The organism is Alkalidesulfovibrio alkalitolerans DSM 16529, from assembly GCF_000422245.1.
Classification (GTDB): Bacteria; Desulfobacterota; Desulfovibrionia; order Desulfovibrionales; family Desulfovibrionaceae; genus Alkalidesulfovibrio; species Alkalidesulfovibrio alkalitolerans.
Genome location: NZ_ATHI01000022.1, coordinates 64,989 through 83,470, shown reverse-complemented (window position 1 = coordinate 83,470; position 18,482 = coordinate 64,989). Strand labels below are relative to the sequence as shown.

16 protein-coding genes are annotated in these 18,482 nt (G+C 63.6%); 10 read left to right on the top strand and 6 right to left on the bottom strand.

Features of this window, described 5'->3' with window-relative positions; genetic code table 11:
* Window positions 1–19 precede the first annotated feature (19 nt).
* The 10 genes from DSAT_RS15965 (at window position 20) to DSAT_RS07420 (ending at window position 11,943) form a co-directional block, all read left to right on the top strand.
* Window positions 20–1,372: an anti-phage END nuclease gene (locus DSAT_RS15965; RefSeq protein WP_020886763.1), complete on the top strand. Its 1,353-nt coding sequence runs from the start codon at window positions 20–22 to the stop codon at window positions 1,370–1,372.
* Window positions 1,373–1,588: 216 nt separating this feature from the next.
* On the top strand, window positions 1,589–1,888 hold the full coding sequence (locus DSAT_RS15135; protein ID WP_268870163.1) for a helix-turn-helix domain-containing protein: 300 nt from the start codon (window positions 1,589–1,591) through the stop codon (window positions 1,886–1,888).
* 32 nt (window positions 1,889–1,920) lie between these two features.
* Window positions 1,921–2,490: an Hsp20/alpha crystallin family protein gene (locus DSAT_RS07455; RefSeq protein ID WP_008906266.1), complete on the top strand. Its 570-nt coding sequence runs from the start codon at window positions 1,921–1,923 to the stop codon at window positions 2,488–2,490.
* 93 nt (window positions 2,491–2,583) lie between these two features.
* Entirely contained in the window at window positions 2,584–5,433 is a 2,850-nt protein-coding gene (gene clpK / locus DSAT_RS07450; RefSeq protein ID WP_020886762.1) for a heat shock survival AAA family ATPase ClpK, read from the top strand.
* 17 nt (window positions 5,434–5,450) lie between these two features.
* A complete protein-coding gene (locus DSAT_RS07445) occupies window positions 5,451–6,971 on the top strand; it encodes a phospholipase D-like domain-containing protein (RefSeq protein WP_020886761.1) in 1,521 nt (506 codons plus the stop codon).
* Window positions 6,911–8,728, top strand: coding sequence for an ATP-dependent zinc metalloprotease FtsH (gene ftsH, locus DSAT_RS07440; RefSeq protein WP_020886760.1), 1,818 nt, complete (start codon window positions 6,911–6,913; stop codon window positions 8,726–8,728). Before DSAT_RS07445 ends, ftsH begins: the two co-directional genes overlap by 61 nt.
* Before the next feature lie 95 nt (window positions 8,729–8,823).
* Complete coding sequence (locus tag DSAT_RS07435; RefSeq protein ID WP_020886759.1) at window positions 8,824–9,246, top strand: Hsp20 family protein; 423 nt, start codon at window positions 8,824–8,826, stop codon at window positions 9,244–9,246.
* Between the two features lie 75 nt (window positions 9,247–9,321).
* Window positions 9,322–9,792: a phosphate-starvation-inducible PsiE family protein gene (locus tag DSAT_RS07430; RefSeq protein WP_020886758.1), complete on the top strand. Its 471-nt coding sequence runs from the start codon at window positions 9,322–9,324 to the stop codon at window positions 9,790–9,792.
* Between the two features lie 7 nt (window positions 9,793–9,799).
* On the top strand, window positions 9,800–10,765 hold the full coding sequence (locus DSAT_RS07425) for a zinc metalloprotease HtpX (protein WP_020886757.1): 966 nt from the start codon (window positions 9,800–9,802) through the stop codon (window positions 10,763–10,765).
* 23 nt (window positions 10,766–10,788) lie between these two features.
* Complete coding sequence (locus DSAT_RS07420; RefSeq protein ID WP_020886756.1) at window positions 10,789–11,943, top strand: S1C family serine protease; 1,155 nt, start codon at window positions 10,789–10,791, stop codon at window positions 11,941–11,943.
* An 81-nt stretch (window positions 11,944–12,024) separates the two neighbouring features.
* Here the strand turns inward: DSAT_RS07420 and DSAT_RS07415 are convergent, their stop codons facing one another.
* The 6 genes from DSAT_RS07415 to DSAT_RS07390 all read right to left on the bottom strand — a co-directional run bounded on the left by DSAT_RS07415 (window position 12,025) and on the right by DSAT_RS07390 (window position 18,469).
* On the bottom strand, window positions 12,025–12,492 hold the full coding sequence (locus tag DSAT_RS07415) for a lysozyme (RefSeq protein WP_020886755.1): 468 nt from the start codon (window positions 12,490–12,492) through the stop codon (window positions 12,025–12,027).
* Window positions 12,489–12,920, bottom strand: a complete 432-nt coding sequence (locus tag DSAT_RS07410; RefSeq protein WP_020886754.1) for a hypothetical protein — start codon at window positions 12,918–12,920, stop codon at window positions 12,489–12,491. Before DSAT_RS07410 ends, DSAT_RS07415 begins: the two co-directional genes overlap by 4 nt.
* Window positions 12,905–13,426, bottom strand: a complete 522-nt coding sequence (locus tag DSAT_RS07405; RefSeq protein WP_020886753.1) for a DUF5049 domain-containing protein — start codon at window positions 13,424–13,426, stop codon at window positions 12,905–12,907. The genes DSAT_RS07410 and DSAT_RS07405 overlap by 16 nt, the downstream gene beginning before the upstream one ends.
* Window positions 13,427–13,437: 11 nt before the next feature.
* On the bottom strand, window positions 13,438–14,400 hold the full coding sequence (locus DSAT_RS07400) for an amidoligase family protein (protein WP_020886752.1): 963 nt from the start codon (window positions 14,398–14,400) through the stop codon (window positions 13,438–13,440).
* Window positions 14,401–14,650: 250 nt separating this feature from the next.
* Window positions 14,651–14,908: a hypothetical protein gene (locus tag DSAT_RS07395; protein ID WP_020886751.1), complete on the bottom strand. Its 258-nt coding sequence runs from the start codon at window positions 14,906–14,908 to the stop codon at window positions 14,651–14,653.
* A gap of 12 nt (window positions 14,909–14,920) precedes the next feature.
* A complete protein-coding gene (locus DSAT_RS07390) occupies window positions 14,921–18,469 on the bottom strand; it encodes a DUF4815 domain-containing protein (RefSeq protein WP_020886750.1) in 3,549 nt (1,182 codons plus the stop codon).
* Between the last annotated feature and the right edge of the window lie 13 nt (window positions 18,470–18,482).

Here is an 18,482-nt window from a genome sequence, read left to right as displayed (position 1 = left end):
AACAAAAGGATCTGCTGCAATGCGCTTCATCGCCGGCCCGCTCAACAAACAACTGCTACAAAACCTGCTGGGCGAGGTGATTGAATCCTGCACGCGCGTTCGCGCGGCCGTCGCTTACGCCAGCCGCGACAACATGAAGTTGTTCGAGGCCTGCGCGCAGCACCTGAAGCCCCTGGAGTTCTTTGGCCGCTACGACCACACGGTGGCTGTCGATCCCGCCGTTTTGAAGTGGTTTCTGGATAAGGCCAGCCCGAACTACGACTGCAAGCTCGTGCCCGACATCCTGCACGCCAAGATCATCTGGTGGGTGGATGCCGGTGCCTACATCGGGTCTGCCAACCTGTCTGACCGGGCCTGGATATCGAACATCGAAGCGGGCACCTTTCTGCCCCACGACGAACTCGTCGAAACGGGTATGGAGCGTGAGCTGCAGCGCTTCTTTGAGGAAGTGGATGACCGTGCCCGGCCTCTGACCAAGGAGATCTACCAGGAGCAGCTGCGCTTGGCGGACCGGCGGTCTGAGTTGTCGAAGCGCGAATACGGACTTGAGCAGCAGTTCGACAAGGACCGCTTGCTGCCGAAGAACCACGGTCTGGTGTTTGTCGACACGAAGCGATCGTCTGAGAAGCGCTTCCAGAAGTTCGAGCAGGATTGGAACGACACGCTGCAGGTGATGCGATCGATCGCATCCAGGGTTTCGGCGCCCGGCGCCAAACCGGGCTGGATTGATGCGTCGGTGGCCCCCGGCGTTCAAGCGGATCAGTTCCTGCACGCCTATTACTACAAGCAGGTCAAGGATGGAAACCGTCATCCTTACGAGGAGTTCTTCGACAGGAACTCGAAGAACCCTGAGCTGGCGCTGCGCGACGCGCTGGAGTGGTGGCATGACGCCGACTTCGACCACTCGTTTGAAGAACGCACCATTTACGAGTGGTCGCCCCGGCTGCGTGAGCTGCTGGCACGCGATCGCATTCTCAAATTGACCGAGCAGGAGTTCGTGGATGCCGTTTCCCGGGTGCACGCGATCCGAGACCACGCCATCAAGCAGGAAAACGAGCACTTAGGCTTGCCCGACCGACCGCAGGCCGGCGACGACAAGGTGGAAAAGTTCGGCGAGTGGCTCTGGCGGCAGCGATCTCGCGAAGGGCGGACGGTGCTTGAGCTGTTGAACTACGTCGTCTGGGGCAACGGAAGTGTTTCAGCCCGGCTCTGGAACGCGATCCGCAGCGACGACTGGGCAATTCCACACATTGGTCTGAGCAGCCTCGGGGAAATTGTCGGCTGGGCGCGCCCAGACGAGTTTCCACCAAGGAACATGCGGACGAGCAAGGGGCTGCGGGCGCTCGGTTACAACGTGAGGATCGGTGTTTGATCTGCGGCCGTGGGCGGCGCCCGCAAGGTCCCGATCAACCCACCGTCCCCTGCGCCGGACCGGCCCGCCCTGGCATACCGTCCTTGAAGATTTGAGTCACATCAATCGGCCAGCAGGTCGCTGGATGTTGACTCTTGACTTTCGGCATGTTAGGTGTAATATCTTTTGCAAAGTCTTGCAAGAATTTCCTCGAGCGAGGCCGCGTGACGACGGAACTTGTGGGGGTGGTATGACAGCGCGCCAGCAGGCGATCTTCACACTCGACGAGTTGGCTACCTACTTAAAGTAAAGGTCGGCAAGCGGACGCTTTACCGGCTCGCCGCGCACGGGGAAATTCCAGCCTTCAAGGTCGGCGGGACGTGGCGGTTTCGTCAAAGTGAAATCGATCAATGGATCAATGATCAGATCCAAGCAGGCAGAAAGAAGGAGGTGATACGCACAGATGAGCAGCCGAAGTCAGCGAAACATCCCGTGTTGCCTGGGCGCGCTATCCATAGCCGCAGGCAAACGGATTGAGTGAGTCTTCAATTGATTTCTGGAGGTATGACATGGACATTGATTTCAAGAAATTGGCTCCCTGGAACTGGTTCAAAAAGGAGCAGGAAGAACAACAGAGCACTGCCTCGCTGCCGGTGCAGCGCAATGACCTGCCGGTGGCGGGTGGGCCCGTCAGTCCCATCCTGCAATTGCATCGCGAGATCGATCGCCTGTTCGACGACGCGTTTCGAGGCTTCGGTTTCCCGACGCTGGCCATGCCACGCTGGCCGTCGGAGTGGCCGGGCCTGCTGAAACCGGCGCTGGACATCCAGGAGACCGACAAGCAGTACAAGATCGCCCTGGAAGTGCCCGGCGTCGAGGAAAAAGACATCCAGATCACGCTCGACAACGACGTGCTGCTGGTGCGCGGTGAAAAGCGTCAGGAGCAGGAAACGAAAGACGGCGGTTTCCACCGGGTGGAGCGCTCCTACGGCAGCTTTCAGCGCGCTCTGAACCTGCCGGCCGATGCCAACCAGGACACGATCAAGGCCGCTTTCAAGAACGGCGTGCTCACGATCACGATGGAAAAGCGCGAGGCCAGTACGCCCAAGCAGGGGCGCTCGATCCCGATCAACGGCTGACGCGGGGCAGCGCGTTTTTCTCAAAAACCACAAAGAGATGAGGCACCGTGATCGGCGGTGCCTCGTCAGATCAATCTTTACAGGAGCATCAGCATGGCCAGAAAACAATGCCAAGTCTGCGGCCAGCCCGCCACGGTGCGGGTGGAAGCCAATCTCAATGGTCGCCACAGCACCATGCTGTTGTGTGACGATCACTATCGCCAACTGGTGCGCCAGCAAAAGCGCACCGTCTCACCGCTGGAAGCCTTGTTCGGCTCGCGCAGCGGGCTGTTCGAAGACTTCCTTGGCAGCGACTTCTTCCGCATCGGTGACGACGCACCGTCCATGGCGGCCGATACCGACGAGGTCGTCGATGCCTCGTTCGGCGAACCCGCCCCGGCCGGTACGGGCACCGCGCGCCGTCGCGGCAGTGGGCTCGCCAGCCGTATCAGCGAACAGTCCGAGGCCCTATTGCAGGAGGCCGCCCGACACGCTGCAGAGTTCGGGCGCGCCGAAGTCGATACCGAACACCTGCTGCTGGCGCTATCCGACAGCGACGTGGTCAAGACCATCCTGGGGCAGTTCAAGATCAAGGTCGATGACCTCAAGCGCCAGATCGAATCCGAAGCCAAGCGCGGCGATAAGCCGTTCGAGGGCGAGATCGGCGTGTCGCCCCGGGTCAAGGACGCGCTCAGCCGTGCTTTCGTGGCCTCCAACGAACTCGGCCACTCTTATGTCGGGCCGGAGCATTTCCTGATCGGGCTCGCCGAGGAAGGCGAAGGTTTGGCGGCCAACCTGCTGCGCCGTTACGGCCTCACGCCGCAAGCGCTGCGCCAGCAGGTAAGCAAGGTGGTCGGCAAAGGGGCCGAGGATGGCCGCGCCGAGACGCCGACCAACACGCCGGAACTCGACAAGTATTCGCGCCACCTCACCAAGATGGCGCGCGAGGGCAAGCTCGATCCGGTCATCGGCCGCGCGCAGGAGATCGAGACGACCATCGAAGTGCTGGCCCGGCGCAAGAAGAACAACCCGGTGCTGATCGGCGAGCCCGGCGTCGGCAAGACCGCCATCGTCGAAGGGCTGGCGCAGCGCATGGTCGCCGGCGAAGTGCCCGAGACGCTGCGCGACAAGCGTCTGGTCGAACTCAACATCAACGCCATGGTGGCAGGCGCCAAGTACCGCGGCGAGTTCGAGGAGCGCGTGCAGAAGGTGCTCAAGGAAGTGACCGAGCACCAGGGCGAGCTGATTCTCTTCATCGACGAGGTGCACACCATCGTCGGTGCAGGCCAGGGTGGCGGCGAAGGCGGGCTGGACGTGGCCAACGTGTTCAAGCCGATGATGGCGCGCGGCGAACTGAACCTGATCGGCGCTACCACGCTCAACGAGTATCAGAAGTACATCGAGAAGGACGCCGCGCTGGAGCGTCGCTTCCAGCCGGTGATGGTGCCCGAGCCGACGATAGCGCAGACCATGATGATCCTGCGCGGCCTGCGCGACACCTTCGAGGCGCACCACAAGGTCAGCATCACCGAGGATGCGATCATCGCCGCCGCCGAGTTGTCGGACCGCTACATCACCGCGCGCTTTTTGCCTGACAAGGCCATCGACCTGCTCGACCAGGCGGCCGCACGCGTGAAGCTGTCGGCCACGGCCCGCCCGGTGGCGGTGCAAGAGCTGGAGTCCGAACTGCACCAGCTGCGGCGTGAGCAGGACTATGTGGCCTCGCGCAAGCAGTACGACAAGGCCGCCGAGCTGGGCAAGCGCATCGAGGCCAAGGAGACTGAACTCAAGAAGCTCGTCGAGGAATGGGAACGCGAGCGCGCCTCGGGCAGCGCCGAAGTCAAGGCCGAGCATGTCGCGCAGATCGTCTCGCGCCTGACCGGCATTCCGGTCAACGAGCTGACGGTGGAAGAACGCGAGAAGCTGCTGCATCTGGAGCAGCGGCTGCACGAGCGCCTGGTGGGCCAGGACGAAGCAGTGCGCGCGGTGGCCGATGCCGTGCGGTTGTCGCGCGCGGGCCTGCGCGAAGGCAGCAAGCCGGTGGCGACTTTTCTGTTCCTCGGGCCGACCGGCGTGGGCAAGACCGAGCTCGCCAAGGCGCTGGCCGAGTCCATCTATGGCGATGAAGGTGCGCTGCTGCGCATCGACATGTCCGAGTACGGGGAACGCCATACCGTGGCACGCCTGGTGGGGGCGCCTCCGGGTTACGTCGGCTACGACGAGGGTGGCCAGCTCACCGAGAAGGTGCGGCGCAAACCCTACAGCGTGTTGCTGCTGGACGAGATCGAGAAGGCTCACCCCGACGTCTACAACATCCTGCTGCAGGTGTTCGACGACGGGCGGCTCACCGACGGCAAGGGCCGGGTGGTGGATTTCACCAATACCATCATCATCGCCACCTCGAACTTGGGCTCGGACATCATCCAGCGTCGGCTGAAGGCCCGTGGCGCCGCCGGCGAGGAATACGAGAAGACCAAGGGCGAGGTGATGGACGTGCTGCGCGGACACTTCCGCCCCGAGTTCCTCAACCGCATCGACGAGATCATCGTCTTCCATGCGCTGGGCAAGGAGGAGATCCGCCATATCGTCGGCCTGCAGCTCGATCGTGTGGCCCGCAACGCCGCCAGCCAGGGCGTGACGCTGACCTTCGATCAGACCTTGATCGATCACTTCGCGGAGGAAGGCTACAAGCCCGAGTTCGGCGCGCGTGAGCTCAAGCGGCTGATCCGCAGCGAGCTGGAAACTGCTCTGGCGCGCGAGATGCTGGGTGGCGGTATCGGCAAGGCCGATCACGCCAGCGCCCGCTGGGACGACAAGGCCGAACGGGTGGTCTTCGAGCGCCAGGAGCCACCCGCGAAGCCGGCCGAGCCTGAGAAGCCCGATGCCGCGAACGTGGCCGAGACGCCGCCGAGCGACGCGAGCAAGCCTGCGCGCAAGAAGAAGTCAGCGGGCGGCGAATCTTGAGTCATGGGGAGGCTGTCGTGTCCGACCCCAACGGGCTGACATGGGCAGCCACCCTCGTGTCGCTGGCGGTCGCTATCCCCACAGCGGGGCACGCGGTCATCTACAAGCGTGACCCTCGATCGGCCACGCTGTGGGTGCTGCTGATCGCGCTGTTGCCGCTGGGCGGTTCGCTGCTGTATGGGCTGTTCGGCATCAACCGTTACCAGCGGCGGGCGCGGCGGCTGTTTCCGGGGGCAGATCCTGCTGTTCGGCAGGACCTCGCGCCTACGATGCCCCAGGCCGTATCGGCGCCGTTTGCCGGCCTGGCGCACCTGGTGGGACGTGCCACCGGCCAGTCGCTGACCAGCGGCAACCGCATCGAGCCGCTCGTCGATGGCGAGCAGGCCTACCCGGCCATGCTCGCTGCCATCGAGTCGGCGCGGCACAGCGTCGCGCTGGCTTCGTACATCTTCGACAGCCAAGGCATCGGGGCGCAGTTCGTCGATGCGCTGCGCCGGGCTCATGAGCGCGGCGTGCAAGTGCGGGTGCTGATCGACGACGTCTATGCCCGCTGGAGGCCCCGCAGCGCCTACCGCGCCTTGCAACGCGCCGGCGTTCCGGCGGCGACGTTCAACCCGACGTTGATTCCCGCGCGCCTGCATGCCGCGCATCTGCGCAATCACCGCAAGCTGCTGGTGATCGATGGCGAGACGGGTTTCACCGGCGGCATGAACATCTTCAGCCCGTATTGGCGGCCCGATGCGCCGGAGCAGGCCTGTCACGATTTGCACTTTCGTCTGCGCGGGCCGGTGGTTGCGCATCTGATGCGGTGCTTCACCGATGATTGGTGCGATACCACGGGCGAGCGGCTCAGCAAGGGTTTCTGGGGCGAACCGCCCGCAACGGCTGATGAGCAAGGAACCTCTTGGGCGCGCGGCATCGAGGCCGGTCCCGATGAGGCCCTGGACAGGATGCGCTGGACCTTCATGGGCGCTTTGAGCGCGGCGAAGCATTCGGTGCGCATCTGGACACCTTACTTCGTGCCCGATCAGCCGATGATCGCGGCGCTGAGCACGGCCGCGTTGCGCGGCGTGCGCGTCGAGGTGCTGACGCCCGCAAACGGCGACCATCCCACGGTGCAATGGGCCGCGCGCGCCCACTACTGGCAGGTGCTGGAGCACGGTGTACGCATCTTCGAACGGCCTGGCCCGTTCGACCACAGCAAGCTGATGCTGATAGACGGCCAGTGGTGCTGCCTGGGTTCGGCCAATTGGGATGCGCGCAGCCTGCGCCTCAACTTCGAGTTCAATGTGGAGAGGTGTACGACACCGCGCTGTCTACGCGGCTGGAATCCCTTTTTGATGCCGCTCGTGATGCGTCGGGCGAGATATCGGCGAAGGCGTTGCGCGCCCGCCCGCTGGCCATCCGCTTGCGCGACGGGGTGGCCCGTCTGTTCACCCCCATTCTCTAGCGACACGACTTGCGAGGAACATTGCCCATGGAAAAGAAAGATCAATGGAACATTGGCTACTGGATCGTCGCCGGCCTGTTGCTGCTGACGCTGCAGAACTACTGGCAGGCGGCCAAGACCGTCGAGCCCGTGCCCTACAGCGAATTCGAGAAGGCGCTGGCCGAGGGGCGCGTCGCCGAAGTGCTGGTGTCGGACCGCACGGTCACCGGGCGCCTGATTTCGCCGGACAGCCGGGGCAAGACCACCATCGTGGCCACCCGTGTCGAACCCGACCTGGCCGAGCGGCTGTCCAAGTACGACGTGCCCTATGCGCGGGTGGTGGAAAGCACCTGGCTACGTGATGTGCTCTCCTGGATTCTGCCGGCGGTGGCCTTCTTCGGCGTCTGGTTCTTCCTGTTCCGCCGCTTCGCCGAGAAGCAGGGCATGGGTGGCTTCCTGAGCATCGGCAAGAGCCGTGCCAAGGTATTCATGGAGAAGAACACTGGCGTGACCTTTGCCGATGTCGCTGGCGTCGATGAAGCCAAGGCGGAGTTGGTTGAGATCGTCGATTTCCTCAAGAATCCGCAGGAGTATGGACGGCTCGGGGCGCGCATCCCGAAAGGTGTGTTGCTGGTTGGCCCGCCCGGCACGGGCAAGACCCTGCTGGCCAAGGCCGTGGCGGGCGAGGCCGGGGTACCGTTCTTTTCCATCTCAGGCTCGGAGTTCGTCGAGATGTTCGTCGGCGTGGGTGCAGCGCGCGTGCGCGACCTGTTCGAGCAGGCCCGCGGGCAGGCGCCGGCCATCATCTTCATCGACGAGCTCGATGCGCTGGGCCGCGCGCGCGGCGTCGGCGGCCCCATCGGCGGCCACGACGAGCGCGAGCAGACCCTCAACCAGCTGCTCACGGAGATGGACGGCTTCGACAGCTCGGTCGGGCTGATCATCCTCGCCGCCACCAACCGCCCCGAAATCCTCGACCAGGCGCTGCTGCGCGCCGGTCGCTTCGACCGTCAGGTGCTGGTGGACCGGCCCGACAAGAAGGGACGGCTGGACATCCTGAAAGTCCACGTCAAGAAGGTGACGCTGGCTCAGGATATCGATCTCGAACAGGTGGCTGCGCTGACCACGGGCTTTTCGGGTGCAGACCTCGCGAACCTGGTCAACGAGGCCGCGCTGGCCGCGACCCGGCGCAAAGCGTCCGCCGTGGAGTTGCAGGACTTCACCGCCGCCATCGAGCGCATCGTGGCGGGCTTGGAGAAGAAGAACCGCGTGCTCAATCCCAAGGAGCGGGAAACCGTGGCCTATCACGAGATGGGCCATGCGCTGGTGGCGCTGGCGCTGCCCGGCACCGATCCGGTACACAAGATTTCAATCGTTCCGCGTGGCATCGGTGCACTCGGCTACACCCTGCAGCGGCCCACCGAAGACCGATTTCTGATGACACGTGCCGACCTGGAGCACAAGATTGCCGTGCTGCTGGGAGGGCGCGCGGCTGAGAAGCTGGTGTTCGGCGAGCTGTCCACAGGGGCTTCAGACGATCTCGCGCGGGCCACCGACATCGCCCGCGACATGATCACCCGCTTTGGCATGGACGAAGGACTGGGCTACATCGCCTTCGAGGCGCAGCGGCCACGCTTTCTCGATACACCGGAACTGGCCCAAGGCGGCTGCCGGGTGGCCGAATCGACCCAGGCGCGCATCGATCAGGCCATCCGCGACATCGTGATGGGCGTGTTCGAGCGCGCCTACCGGATCCTCGACACCAACCGCGCGGTGCTGGAGCGCTGTGCGCGCGAACTGCTGGCGCGGGAAACGCTCGACGAAAGCGATATCCGTCAATTGACTCAAGGACTTGTTCGGAACTGAAAACAGTAGTAGAGTAGTAGGTGCCATTCAGAGTAAGCCGGCGGCTCTGTTCGGTGCGTCATCCAATTCGCCGGCATTGTTCAAGGAGAACCGATATGTCTGCATTGACTCCGTGGGACCCCTTCCGGGAACTGGATGAATTGCAAAACCGCCTGGCGACGATGTTCGGACGAATACCCCAGCGACAGGGCGCCCGTACCGGCAACGAAGCCATGACCACGGCGGACTGGGCACCAATGGCGGACATCAGCGAGGATGAGAACGCATTCCTCCTCAAGCTGGATCTGCCGGAGGTCCCCAAGGATGCCGTGCGCGTCAGCGCGGAAAACGGTGTGCTCACCATCAGCGGCGAGCGCAAACTGGAAAAAGAGGAGCAGGGCAAGAAGTTCCACCGCTTCGGTATTCGCAGCATTCCAACCCTGATTTTGTTCCGAGGGGGACATGAGGTTGCACGTCAGGCGGGCGCCACGGGCGCGCAGGACATTATGCGCTGGGTGGCTTCGCAATTGCCCCGATGATTCAGGTGCAATCGAGTCGTCTTCTCGGACTCCCCGTTCCATTAACGTTTCATTGAAAGAGAGAGCGCAACGCTTATGCATAAAGAATCTGGCCACACGGCCCTTGACAAGATGCGCTCCCAGTGGCGGTTGATGACGGTTTACGAGCGCTTCGAGCAGGTCGTTGCCATCACGCTTTCGGGCGTCATCGCGTTGGTAATTGTGATTTCGCTGATTCAGTTGATTCGGCTGGTGTTCACACTGCTCGTCATGGATGCGCTGAATCCACTGGATCATAAGGTTTTCCAGCTGGTGTTCGGTGCCACCATGACGCTGCTGATCGCCATGGAATTCAAGCATTCGATCGTCAAAGGGGCTCTGCGCAAGGAAAGCATCATCCAGGTCAAGACCGTCATTCTGATCGCGATCCTGGCACTGGCCCGCAAGTTCATCATTCTCGAACCCGACGTTGATCCTGCCAAAGTAGCTGCGCTGGCGGGAACGATACTGGCCTTGGGTCTGACCTATTGGCTCATGCGTGAACGCGATGACCGCAAGAGCGAGTAATGGAGGCATGACCCCCTATGGTCTAGTCGGCCGACACGATGCCAGGTCGAGGCACCGCTGGCTCAATCGCTTTCAAACCGCGCTGCTGGTTTTGACCCTGCTGGGGATCGCAGCTGCCGCTGGCAGTCTGCTGTTCGGCGAGATTGGCCTTTGGCTGGCACTGGCAACATGCGCATTGACCCTGCTGATCGAACCTGTCGCCGCCTCCGCGATGACCTTGCGTCTGTATGGCGCCCGTCCCTTGCGCCCTGATGAAGCCCCCGCAATCTGGTCGTTGCTGCGAGCGCTCGCAGCTCGCGCAGGATTGCCGAACACGCCGGTTCCGTACTATGTGCCCAGCGACATCGTCAATGCCTTTGCCACCGGCTCCAGGCGCCTTGCCTCCATTGCCCTCACCGATGGCCTGCTCCGCAGCCTGAGTATGCGCGAACTGCAAGCCGTGCTGGCGCATGAAGTCGCGCACATCGCTCAAGAAGATCTTCGTGTCATGGGCTTGGCCGATTCGATCAGCCGGCTCACGAACCTGCTGGCGTTGTTGGGTCAGGTCGCGCTCCTGATCAGCATGCCAGCCTTGCTGGTTGGTGCAGCAGAAATTAACTGGATTGGCTTACTGTTGTTGGCCGCTTCGCCGCAACTGGCACTGCTCGCACAGTTGGGTCTGTCACGTGTGCGAGAGTTCGATGCCGACCGGATGGCAGTAGAGCTGACGGGAGATCCGCACGGGCTCGCCTCGGCGCTGGCGAAGATCGAGCGGGTGAGCCGCTCGTGGCGAGCCTGGTTGTTGCCCGGCTGGGGGAATCCCGAACCGTCCTGGTTGCGCACGCATCCGGCGACAGAGGATCGTATCGCGCGCCTGATGGCGTTGGCGCCTCAGCCATCGCAGGCCCTGCCGTTCCAAACGGAATATCTCGCGCCAAGGTCGTTCGCCCCGATGCGCCCGCCACGCCGGGGCCTGAGCGGCCTTTGGCGCTAAATCACTCGAAAGGAACCCCCGCCATGGCTTACCACGATCCTTACCCACAACGCCCAGCTCCGGATCATTTCGTCCGGCGGTGGCTCTTCATCACTGCGTGCGTTGCCGCACTCATGCTGTTCTGGCAGTTCCTGCCCGCCATCGAGGCCTGGTTCAGCCCGCGCCAAGCCGCTGAGCGCACCGTCACGCCGCGTGGCGATCTGGCCGCTGACGAACAGGCCACCATCGAACTGTTCGAGAAATCCCGGGCATCGGTGGTCTACATCACGACGTCCCAACTGGTACGAGATGTCTGGACGCGCAACGTCTTTTCCGTGCCGCGCGGGACGGGTTCGGGTTTCATCTGGGATGACGCCGGTCATGTCGTTACCAACTTTCATGTGATTCAGGGGGCGTCGGAGGCCACTGTCAAACTGGCCGACGGCCGCGATTACCAAGCCGCGCTGGTCGGCGTGAGTCCGGCCCACGATATCGCGGTGCTCAAAATCGGCGTCGGTTTCCAGCGCCCGCCCGCCGTTCCGGTCGGCACCAGCGCAGACCTCAAGGTGGGACAAAAGGTGTTCGCCATCGGCAACCCCTTCGGCCTGGATTGGACACTCACCAACGGCATCGTGTCCGCGCTCGATCGATCGCTGCCCGGGGAATCTGGCGGAGTGACCATCGAACACCTGATTCAAACCGATGCCGCCATCAACCCCGGCAACTCGGGTGGGCCGTTGCTCGATTCGGCCGGCCGCCTGATCGGCATCAACACAGCGATCTACAGCCCTTCCGGTGCATCGGCTGGGATCGGCTTCGCCGTGCCGGTGGACACGGTCATGCGTGTGGTGCCACAACTCATCAAGACCGGCAAATACATCCGTCCGGCGCTTGGGATCGAGGTAGACGAGCAGCTCAACCGCCGATTGCAGGCACTGACCAGTACCCAAGGCGTGTTTGTGCTCCGTGTCGCCCCTGGCTCAGCGGCACAAAAGGCGGGGCTGAACGGTGTTACCGTGGGCCCGGAAGGCATCGTGCCGGGAGACCGGATCACAGGCATAGATGGTGCTCCCGTCGACGATGTCGCCAAGCTGCTCGCACGGCTTGACGACCGAAAGGTAGGAGATGTTGTGGTCTTGTCAGTTGAGCGGGCCGGTAAGCCACGGGAAGTGCGCGTGGAGTTGCAACCTGGCATCTGATCTGGAGTTGAGGGCATCTGGGGACTGGCAAAGAATGACGATGGGATGCATGAAGTATTCGCGCCGCAGAAACTCGATGCCCTACACTTTGGTGTCTAGTAAGGAAATCTCAGCCTCTCGTCGCGCGAGGAGCCCGGGCAGCACCTTTCCACCCCCATAGACCCACCGGCGCAGCTCCTGGCCCGCAGCAGTCCAATCCCGCTGATTGACGCGCCGTCGCAGCGTCGATGTCTGCAACCGCCCAGCGCCAAGGTTGAACGTGAAATCCACGATGGCAGCGAGCCTGCTTTCTGGCTCCGTGGCCAGCACCGGGCAGTAGCGCAGCGTCGCGGCGAGTGCCGATTGCAGGTCGCGCGCCAGATAGACCTCAGCTTCTGCCTCCGTGATCGGCGAATGCTTGGGATCGCAGAGATGACCGTACCCAATCGTCCAGAACCCTGCTGGGCAGATATAGGGAACGGCAGTGATCTCGATTCCGCGCTTCACCTTACGCTCGAATCCCTCGAAGCGCTTGGCCAGGGCGATGGCTGCCTGGGGAATTTGGCTCATGGCCTCACCCGGTCGAACACGCGCCCGATGAACCAGAAGTTCAGCACGCCGGCCCACAGGGCTTGGTCGGCTTCGGTCCAGGCGGCCTGCACGGCCGGCATCCAATCGACGCCTGCATCGACGGCGCCGACGAAGGCGGCGGTCTTGGCCGCGCAGTAGAGCGCCATGAACCAGTAGGTGATCACCGGCCGCACGCTAATGGACAGTGCATCGGCCCATTTGGCGCGGGAATGCCGTCCCTGGGCGGTGACGGCCTCGCGCAAGGCCTCGACGGCGCCGCTGTTCCAGGCCGCATCGGCTGCGGCGTTGATCTCAGCCATGCGGGTGGCGCCGCGCAGCTTCTCGAACTCCAGCGCCTTGTCCTGCATGGCCAGCTCGTGGCCGCGCTCGCCCTTGCGGCCGAAGATGATGCCTACTTGTCCGCACATGGAGACGGGTCCTCCTTGCCGCCGAAGTTCTTACCGAGCGGTCTCGTCCCTTCGAGGACGAAAGTCGCGTATTCGCGCCGGTGGTCCGCCAGCCACTCAGCCACATCCGGGTAGCCCATCTCAGCGGTCAGGCGGGTCACCTCCGGGTGGTCGAGCATGTTGGTGCGTCCGGAGAGCCGCACCGTCTCCAGGGCTTCGAGGAAGCGTTCCGGCCAGTGGTCGCTGGCCTTGTCGTCGGGCAGGAACTCGATCAGGCCGTGCCGGGCCAGACGGGTGAGAAACTCGGCGGCCGCAGCGGCGGCGTCTTCCGGCAACGGCTGGGTCGGCCCGCCTTCGATGCCGGAGAGCACTTCGGTCATGTAGTCCCGGGGCGCTCGGCTGGCGGTAAATGGCGTCTGGCCGCGCATCAGCTCGACAACTTCGAGGCAGTCGGCGGCCTGCAGGGTTTCCCCGCTGCCGGGGATCGGTTCGCCGTCCAGCGTGGTGGAGCGGATCAGAATCTTCATGGGTCACCTCCTTAAACAGTGAGGCCGGGAACTTGCCCGGCCTCGTTGGTGAGAGTGGTGGTTTCGGGTTCGTCCGGAAGGACGTCCTCCGGTTTGGGCCGTCCGTTCTTGAAGGCGGCATCGCCGGGCATGTTGGCCATCAGATGCTTGCGGGCGGTCTTGAACTCGTCGCCGATCAGACCGAGGTGGAGCAGGAAGACCCGGAAGTCGTACTTGGCGCTTTGTGGGTCGAAGTCCCGCTTGCGGCTGGAGGCGGCCCGGCCGTTGAGCGCCTTGGCGGCGACGGCGAGGCAAAATTGCAGGTAGGCCTTGATCCGCCCCGCGTGGAGGGTCGCCTCGAACCAGCGGAACTCCACCGTGCCCCGGTACCAGACGTTGTGCAGGTTGACCCCGTGGTAGCGGCTGTTGTCGTAGTGCTGGGGCTGGCGATTGTGGTAGCCGTACCAGATGCGGTTGAGCTGGTCCTTGGTGCGCGGGCGATGCTGTTCGATGCGCTGGATCAGCTCGTCGCTGACCGGCCGGGTGTAGCGGTTGAGCCGGTCGCGGCTGATGCCGAGGGCGTGGAGGATCAGCGGTTCCTGCTTGTAGATGATCTTGGCCAGGTTGCCCAGGTGCCTGCCGTCGAAGGGCGCGGCGTCGATATGGATGTGGATGCCGCACTGGCTGTTGATCTTGCCCCCGGCGCGGCGGATGGCCCGGACCGCCTCCTGCAGTTGCGGGATGTCGTCGTAGCCGAGCACCGGGCTGACCACCTCGGCCCGCAGATGGGCCGGGACGCTGGTCAGGGAGGCGTCCCCCACCACCTTCCAGACGCGGCCGCGCAGGTCCTCGACCTCCCAGGGGTCATAGCTGCTGGGGATGCCGACATGGCGGACCGTGCCGCCCACCACCGAGTGGATGGCCCAGGCGATCTGCTCCCGGGTGCGTTTTACGGTCTCGATCTCGATCCCGTAGTGGATCTCTTTCAGGTTCATGCGTGCCTCCGTCGTTCATGGCGCTTCTAAGTCGTTGTCTGGCAAGGCTTTCTAGCCTCCGCTCACACCATGAATGAATGCTTCTTTCCGGACACAAATCAAGTAGAAGAACAGCAGGTGCCGACATTTAACACGTTTATTTTCAATGACTTGCGAGCTTGGCCGGATTGGGCGGCGCACAGGCGGCAGAAACCCCGGAACGGGCTGGCCGTATCCGGGGTTTCTATGTTGGCGGTAGCAGTGAGCCGGATCAGCCGGATGCGGTATCAGAGGTGATCAGACTGGCGTGCAGCTCGATGTTGCGCGACTCGTCGGCCCGCATCCGCGCCAGCAGCGCCGTGAAGGCCTCCGCTTCGTCAGCCGGGAGCTTTGATGCCCGTTCCAGCCGCGCCAGGCGCTGGTGGAGATTCTCCAGCAGGCCCAGGGCGTGGTCGCGGATCAGCCCGTCGCGCTTCTCCTGCGGCGTGGGGATGAACTCGGTCAGGCCGCCTTTGCGTCGAACGATCATGGCCGTGCCTCCTTAGCTCAGGGTCGCGCCCAGCGAATGGATGCGCGGGTAGATCAGCGGCGTTCCGGTCATCTCGGCCTTGTAGCGGACCTTGTTGCCGGTGTTGTCGGTGAAGGTGCGCACCAGGGTGTACTCGGTCCAGTTCTCGTCGATGGGCCGGGTGTCCTGGATGGTCATCGCCTCCCAGGTCAGGCCGCCGTCGTTGCTGGCGAACCACTGCAGGGTGGTGCCGCTGGGGATTTGCATCTGCACATAGGCCTTGGTCGATTCCACCCCCTGGGTCAGCTCGTTTTCACGGGTCAGGTAGGCCCCGGTGGTCTTGTTGAGGTAGCCCACCAGGTTGACGTCGCGGAAGTTGATGGCCGGGGTGTCGTTGGGAAGCGAGCTGCTCAGGCGCACGCGGATCTGGACCCGGGTGGCGAGGTTGGGCAGCCGTTCCTCCTCGGCGGGAACCATGGCGTCCCAGGTCACGCCGCCGTCGGTGGAGTATTCCCAGTCGAGGCCGGTGCCCTGGGGGATGGCCGAGTATTCGTCGAGGTTGATGTCGGAGAACTGCACGCCGGTGATCGGCTGGAAGCGGATCATCCCCTCGGACTGAAAGTTGTAGCCGTAGATCTTCATCGCCAGGTCGGAGCCATTGAGCGGCGTCCAGGTCTCGGCGTTGGAGCTCTCCAGCAGCACACCCTCCATGTAGGTCTGCCGGGTGATGATGCCCCAGCGGCCCATCTTGCCGAGGGTAGCGGTGCGGACCTTGTAGTTGGTGCTGTTGGTCAGCAGCACCACGGCATAGCTGGTATTGGCCTCGGCGTAGAACGGGTCGTCGAAGCGAATGCGGGTCTCGCCGCTCAGGCTGATCTCGTTCGGAGCCAGCACCTTCTCGGCGAACACCACGCCGTTGGGCAGACCGGTGGTGACGCCGCGAATCTGCACCGTGACCGGAATGCTCGGGTCCCTGGCGGTGAACTGCAGTCCGATGCTGGAGATCACCTGGTTTTGGGTGAAGCTGAAAGTCTGGGCCAGCGGGTCTCGGGGCACGAAGATGGTCTGGGTGCGCCAGACCACCTGCACCACGGGCACGCGGATGATGCGGTTCTCGATGATGCGCTCGATGCGGGTGATGACCAGCGGATCGTTGATCTGCAGGCTGGCCCGGGCCGAGTAGACGCCGTCGGCCATCTCCACGATGCGGTTGCCGTTGCGGGCGTTGGTCGGGATGGTGAAGGAGGCGCTGACCCGACCGGCCTCGTCGCTGATCAGATTGCTGGCCATCACCTGGCCGTCGCAGCGCAGCACGATGCCGGATTTGCTCGGGGTGAAGTTGATACCGGTGACGGCAATGCCGGTCTGGCCGCGCCGCCCGAGGTTGGGCGTGATCTGTAGCATGGCCGGGGGCTTGTCGAAAACCGCGTAGGGGTTGATGTTGCGCTCTTCGGACCAGTCGTTCTGCTCCACCAGCACGGTCTCGTTGCCCGGCAGCAGCGCCAGGCTGCCGAAGAAGCTCGCGCTGCTGCCTGCCTGATCGACCGAGAGCACCGTGGAGTGCGGAATGCGGTCCGGCGCGACAAAACGGGCGATCTCGTTCACCCGGGCGTCCCATTCGGCGTGGTAGATGTCCGACTGGGCGGTGTTCGAGAAGTCGTCCGAGTAGATGCCTTTCTTGGTCTGGGCGTCCCGGTTCTGCAGCTCGTTGTTCATCTGGTACTGGGCGTCGTTGTACTTCAGGTCCTCGACGTCCTGAATGATGTCGTGGATCTGGTCCATGGTGATGCGGGTCAGGCCGAAGTTGCGGATCTCCATGTCGGTGGAGTTGGGCGGGCAGTCGATGCTGCACAGTCCCAGGGCGTTTTCCGGCACGATGGGCAGCTTCGGGAAATCCGCCGGAGCCCCTTCCAGCCGCTTGATCTCGGTGGTGGTGGCGTAAACGATGTCGCGGCGGCCGAGGTAATAGTCGTAGTCCAGGCTGCAGTTGGAGCCGTTCACCGGCTGGTCGCCGAGGCTGCCGCGCCCGAAGTTGATCACGTTGAGGTTGCCCAGCTCGAGCTGCACCGGCGACATGGTGAGTCCGGCCGTGTTGGTGACCGGAGGCGAAGCGGTGCCGATCTCCTCGACACCGTCGTCGACGTAGGAGAGCGCCTCGCTGCCCAATTCCATCAGGCGCTTGTAGTCGGTGCGTGCGCCGTTGGTTGCTGCCCGGTAGACGCGATAGCCGGTCGCGCCGCTGACCGGCAGCCAGGAGAGCTTGTTCATCTCCCCGGCGGCGGTGGTCCGGGCAATGACCGCAGCGGCGTTGAAGGCCGTCTCGCCAGTGGCGTTGTAGGCGGTCACCAGATAGAAGTAGTTTCCGGCCGCCGGATGGTTGGCCTGCCCGAACCAGCCGCTGTCCACGTAGTCGGTGCCCTTGACCATCTGCTTGGTGTAGGTCCAGCGCACCGTGTAGGTGGTGCCGATGGCCGGTTCGTTGCCGGAGCCGAGCCAGTCGACATGGTTGCCCGACTGCTGCCAGTCCACGCCCTCCTGGAAGATGGTCGCCCCTTGGCTGACCTCGAGGATATCCACCACGGGATTGGGATCGAGCAGGTCTTCGCCGCCGCCCACCGAGCCGCGAGTGACGTTGCGGGTGATCTCGACGATGGCCTCCACCTGGGTCGTCTCCTTGAGCGGGGTGGAGTTAACCGGATAGCGGCGCTTGTTGATGTCGAAGGTCTTCTGCTCGCCGCGCACCGACTTGGTGGCGATGGATTTGGGCACCAGGGTCGAGGTGGGCAGATCGCGTTGATGCCGGAAGCCCTGGATGTAGGCCCGCCCGGCGTTGGTGATCGCCTCCACGCTGTCGTCGTCGACCCCGCCGATGAAGGTGTCGAAGCCCCGCACCAGATAGCTTCCGGCCTGGTCGAAGGTGCGCTCGGCCAGGTTCTGAATCAGGGAATTGAGCCCCTCGGCGGCGGCGAAGGAGAGCTGGTCCTCGGTGATCGAGGAGACGGTGATCCGGCTGCCCGGCAGCGTACCCAGCAGATCCCGCAGGTAGAGGTTGGACTTCTCCTGCACCGTGGGCGTGACGTCGCCGCTCTCGCGGTCGAACTTGTAGATCGGGATCACCCGGCGCTCGGTCACGTTGTTGGGCAGCGTCTGGCCGCTGGTGTCCGTCGCCTTGAGAGACAGAACCCATTTTTCCCGTTCGGCGGTGGGCTCGCCGGTGGCCGGATTGATCAGGGCCGGGTCCTGGGTGTAGCCGTAGTTGTATTTCAGCAGCTCCACATAGACGTAGTCGGCCCCGCTGGTGGTGGCCGGGTCGTAGGTCAGGGTCGCGCCGCTCACCTGTTCCAGATGGCCGTCGATGTAGACCACGCCCGGGGCCAGGGTCAGGACGTTGGCGGCCGCGCTGACCTCGAGGCCCATGATGATGGAGCCTTCCTTGAACAGGATGTCGGCGATCTTGCGCCGCTCCAGATTGATGATGTCCTGCTGCTCGTTGAGTTCGGAATCCAGCAGGTCGCGATCCTGATGGTAGCGGATGCGCTTGTAGTTCTTGGTCGGGTCGAATGTCTCGCGTGAGATGCTCATGTTTGAATCCTCC

What these genes read in the sequence shown, in the direction of transcription:
- DSAT_RS15965 (WP_020886763.1), top strand. Translation starts at nt 20, where the DNA reads ATGCGCTTCATCGCCGGCCCGCTCAACAAACAACTGCTACAAAACCTG.
- DSAT_RS07455 (WP_008906266.1), top strand. Translation starts at nt 1,921, where the DNA reads ATGGACATTGATTTCAAGAAATTGGCTCCCTGGAACTGGTTCAAAAAG.
- clpK (WP_020886762.1), top strand. Translation starts at nt 2,584, where the DNA reads ATGGCCAGAAAACAATGCCAAGTCTGCGGCCAGCCCGCCACGGTGCGG.
- ftsH (WP_020886760.1), top strand. Translation starts at nt 6,911, where the DNA reads ATGGAAAAGAAAGATCAATGGAACATTGGCTACTGGATCGTCGCCGGC.
- DSAT_RS07435 (WP_020886759.1), top strand. Translation starts at nt 8,824, where the DNA reads ATGTCTGCATTGACTCCGTGGGACCCCTTCCGGGAACTGGATGAATTG.
- DSAT_RS07430 (WP_020886758.1), top strand. Translation starts at nt 9,322, where the DNA reads ATGCATAAAGAATCTGGCCACACGGCCCTTGACAAGATGCGCTCCCAG.
- DSAT_RS07425 (WP_020886757.1), top strand. Translation starts at nt 9,800, where the DNA reads ATGACCCCCTATGGTCTAGTCGGCCGACACGATGCCAGGTCGAGGCAC.
- DSAT_RS07420 (WP_020886756.1), top strand. Translation starts at nt 10,789, where the DNA reads ATGGCTTACCACGATCCTTACCCACAACGCCCAGCTCCGGATCATTTC.
- DSAT_RS07415 (WP_020886755.1), bottom strand. Translation starts at nt 12,492, where the DNA reads ATGAGCCAAATTCCCCAGGCAGCCATCGCCCTGGCCAAGCGCTTCGAG.
- DSAT_RS07410 (WP_020886754.1), bottom strand. Translation starts at nt 12,920, where the DNA reads ATGTGCGGACAAGTAGGCATCATCTTCGGCCGCAAGGGCGAGCGCGGC.
- DSAT_RS07405 (WP_020886753.1), bottom strand. Translation starts at nt 13,426, where the DNA reads ATGAAGATTCTGATCCGCTCCACCACGCTGGACGGCGAACCGATCCCC.
- DSAT_RS07400 (WP_020886752.1), bottom strand. Translation starts at nt 14,400, where the DNA reads ATGAACCTGAAAGAGATCCACTACGGGATCGAGATCGAGACCGTAAAA.
- DSAT_RS07395 (WP_020886751.1), bottom strand. Translation starts at nt 14,908, where the DNA reads ATGATCGTTCGACGCAAAGGCGGCCTGACCGAGTTCATCCCCACGCCG.
- DSAT_RS07390 (WP_020886750.1), bottom strand. Translation starts at nt 18,469, where the DNA reads ATGAGCATCTCACGCGAGACATTCGACCCGACCAAGAACTACAAGCGC.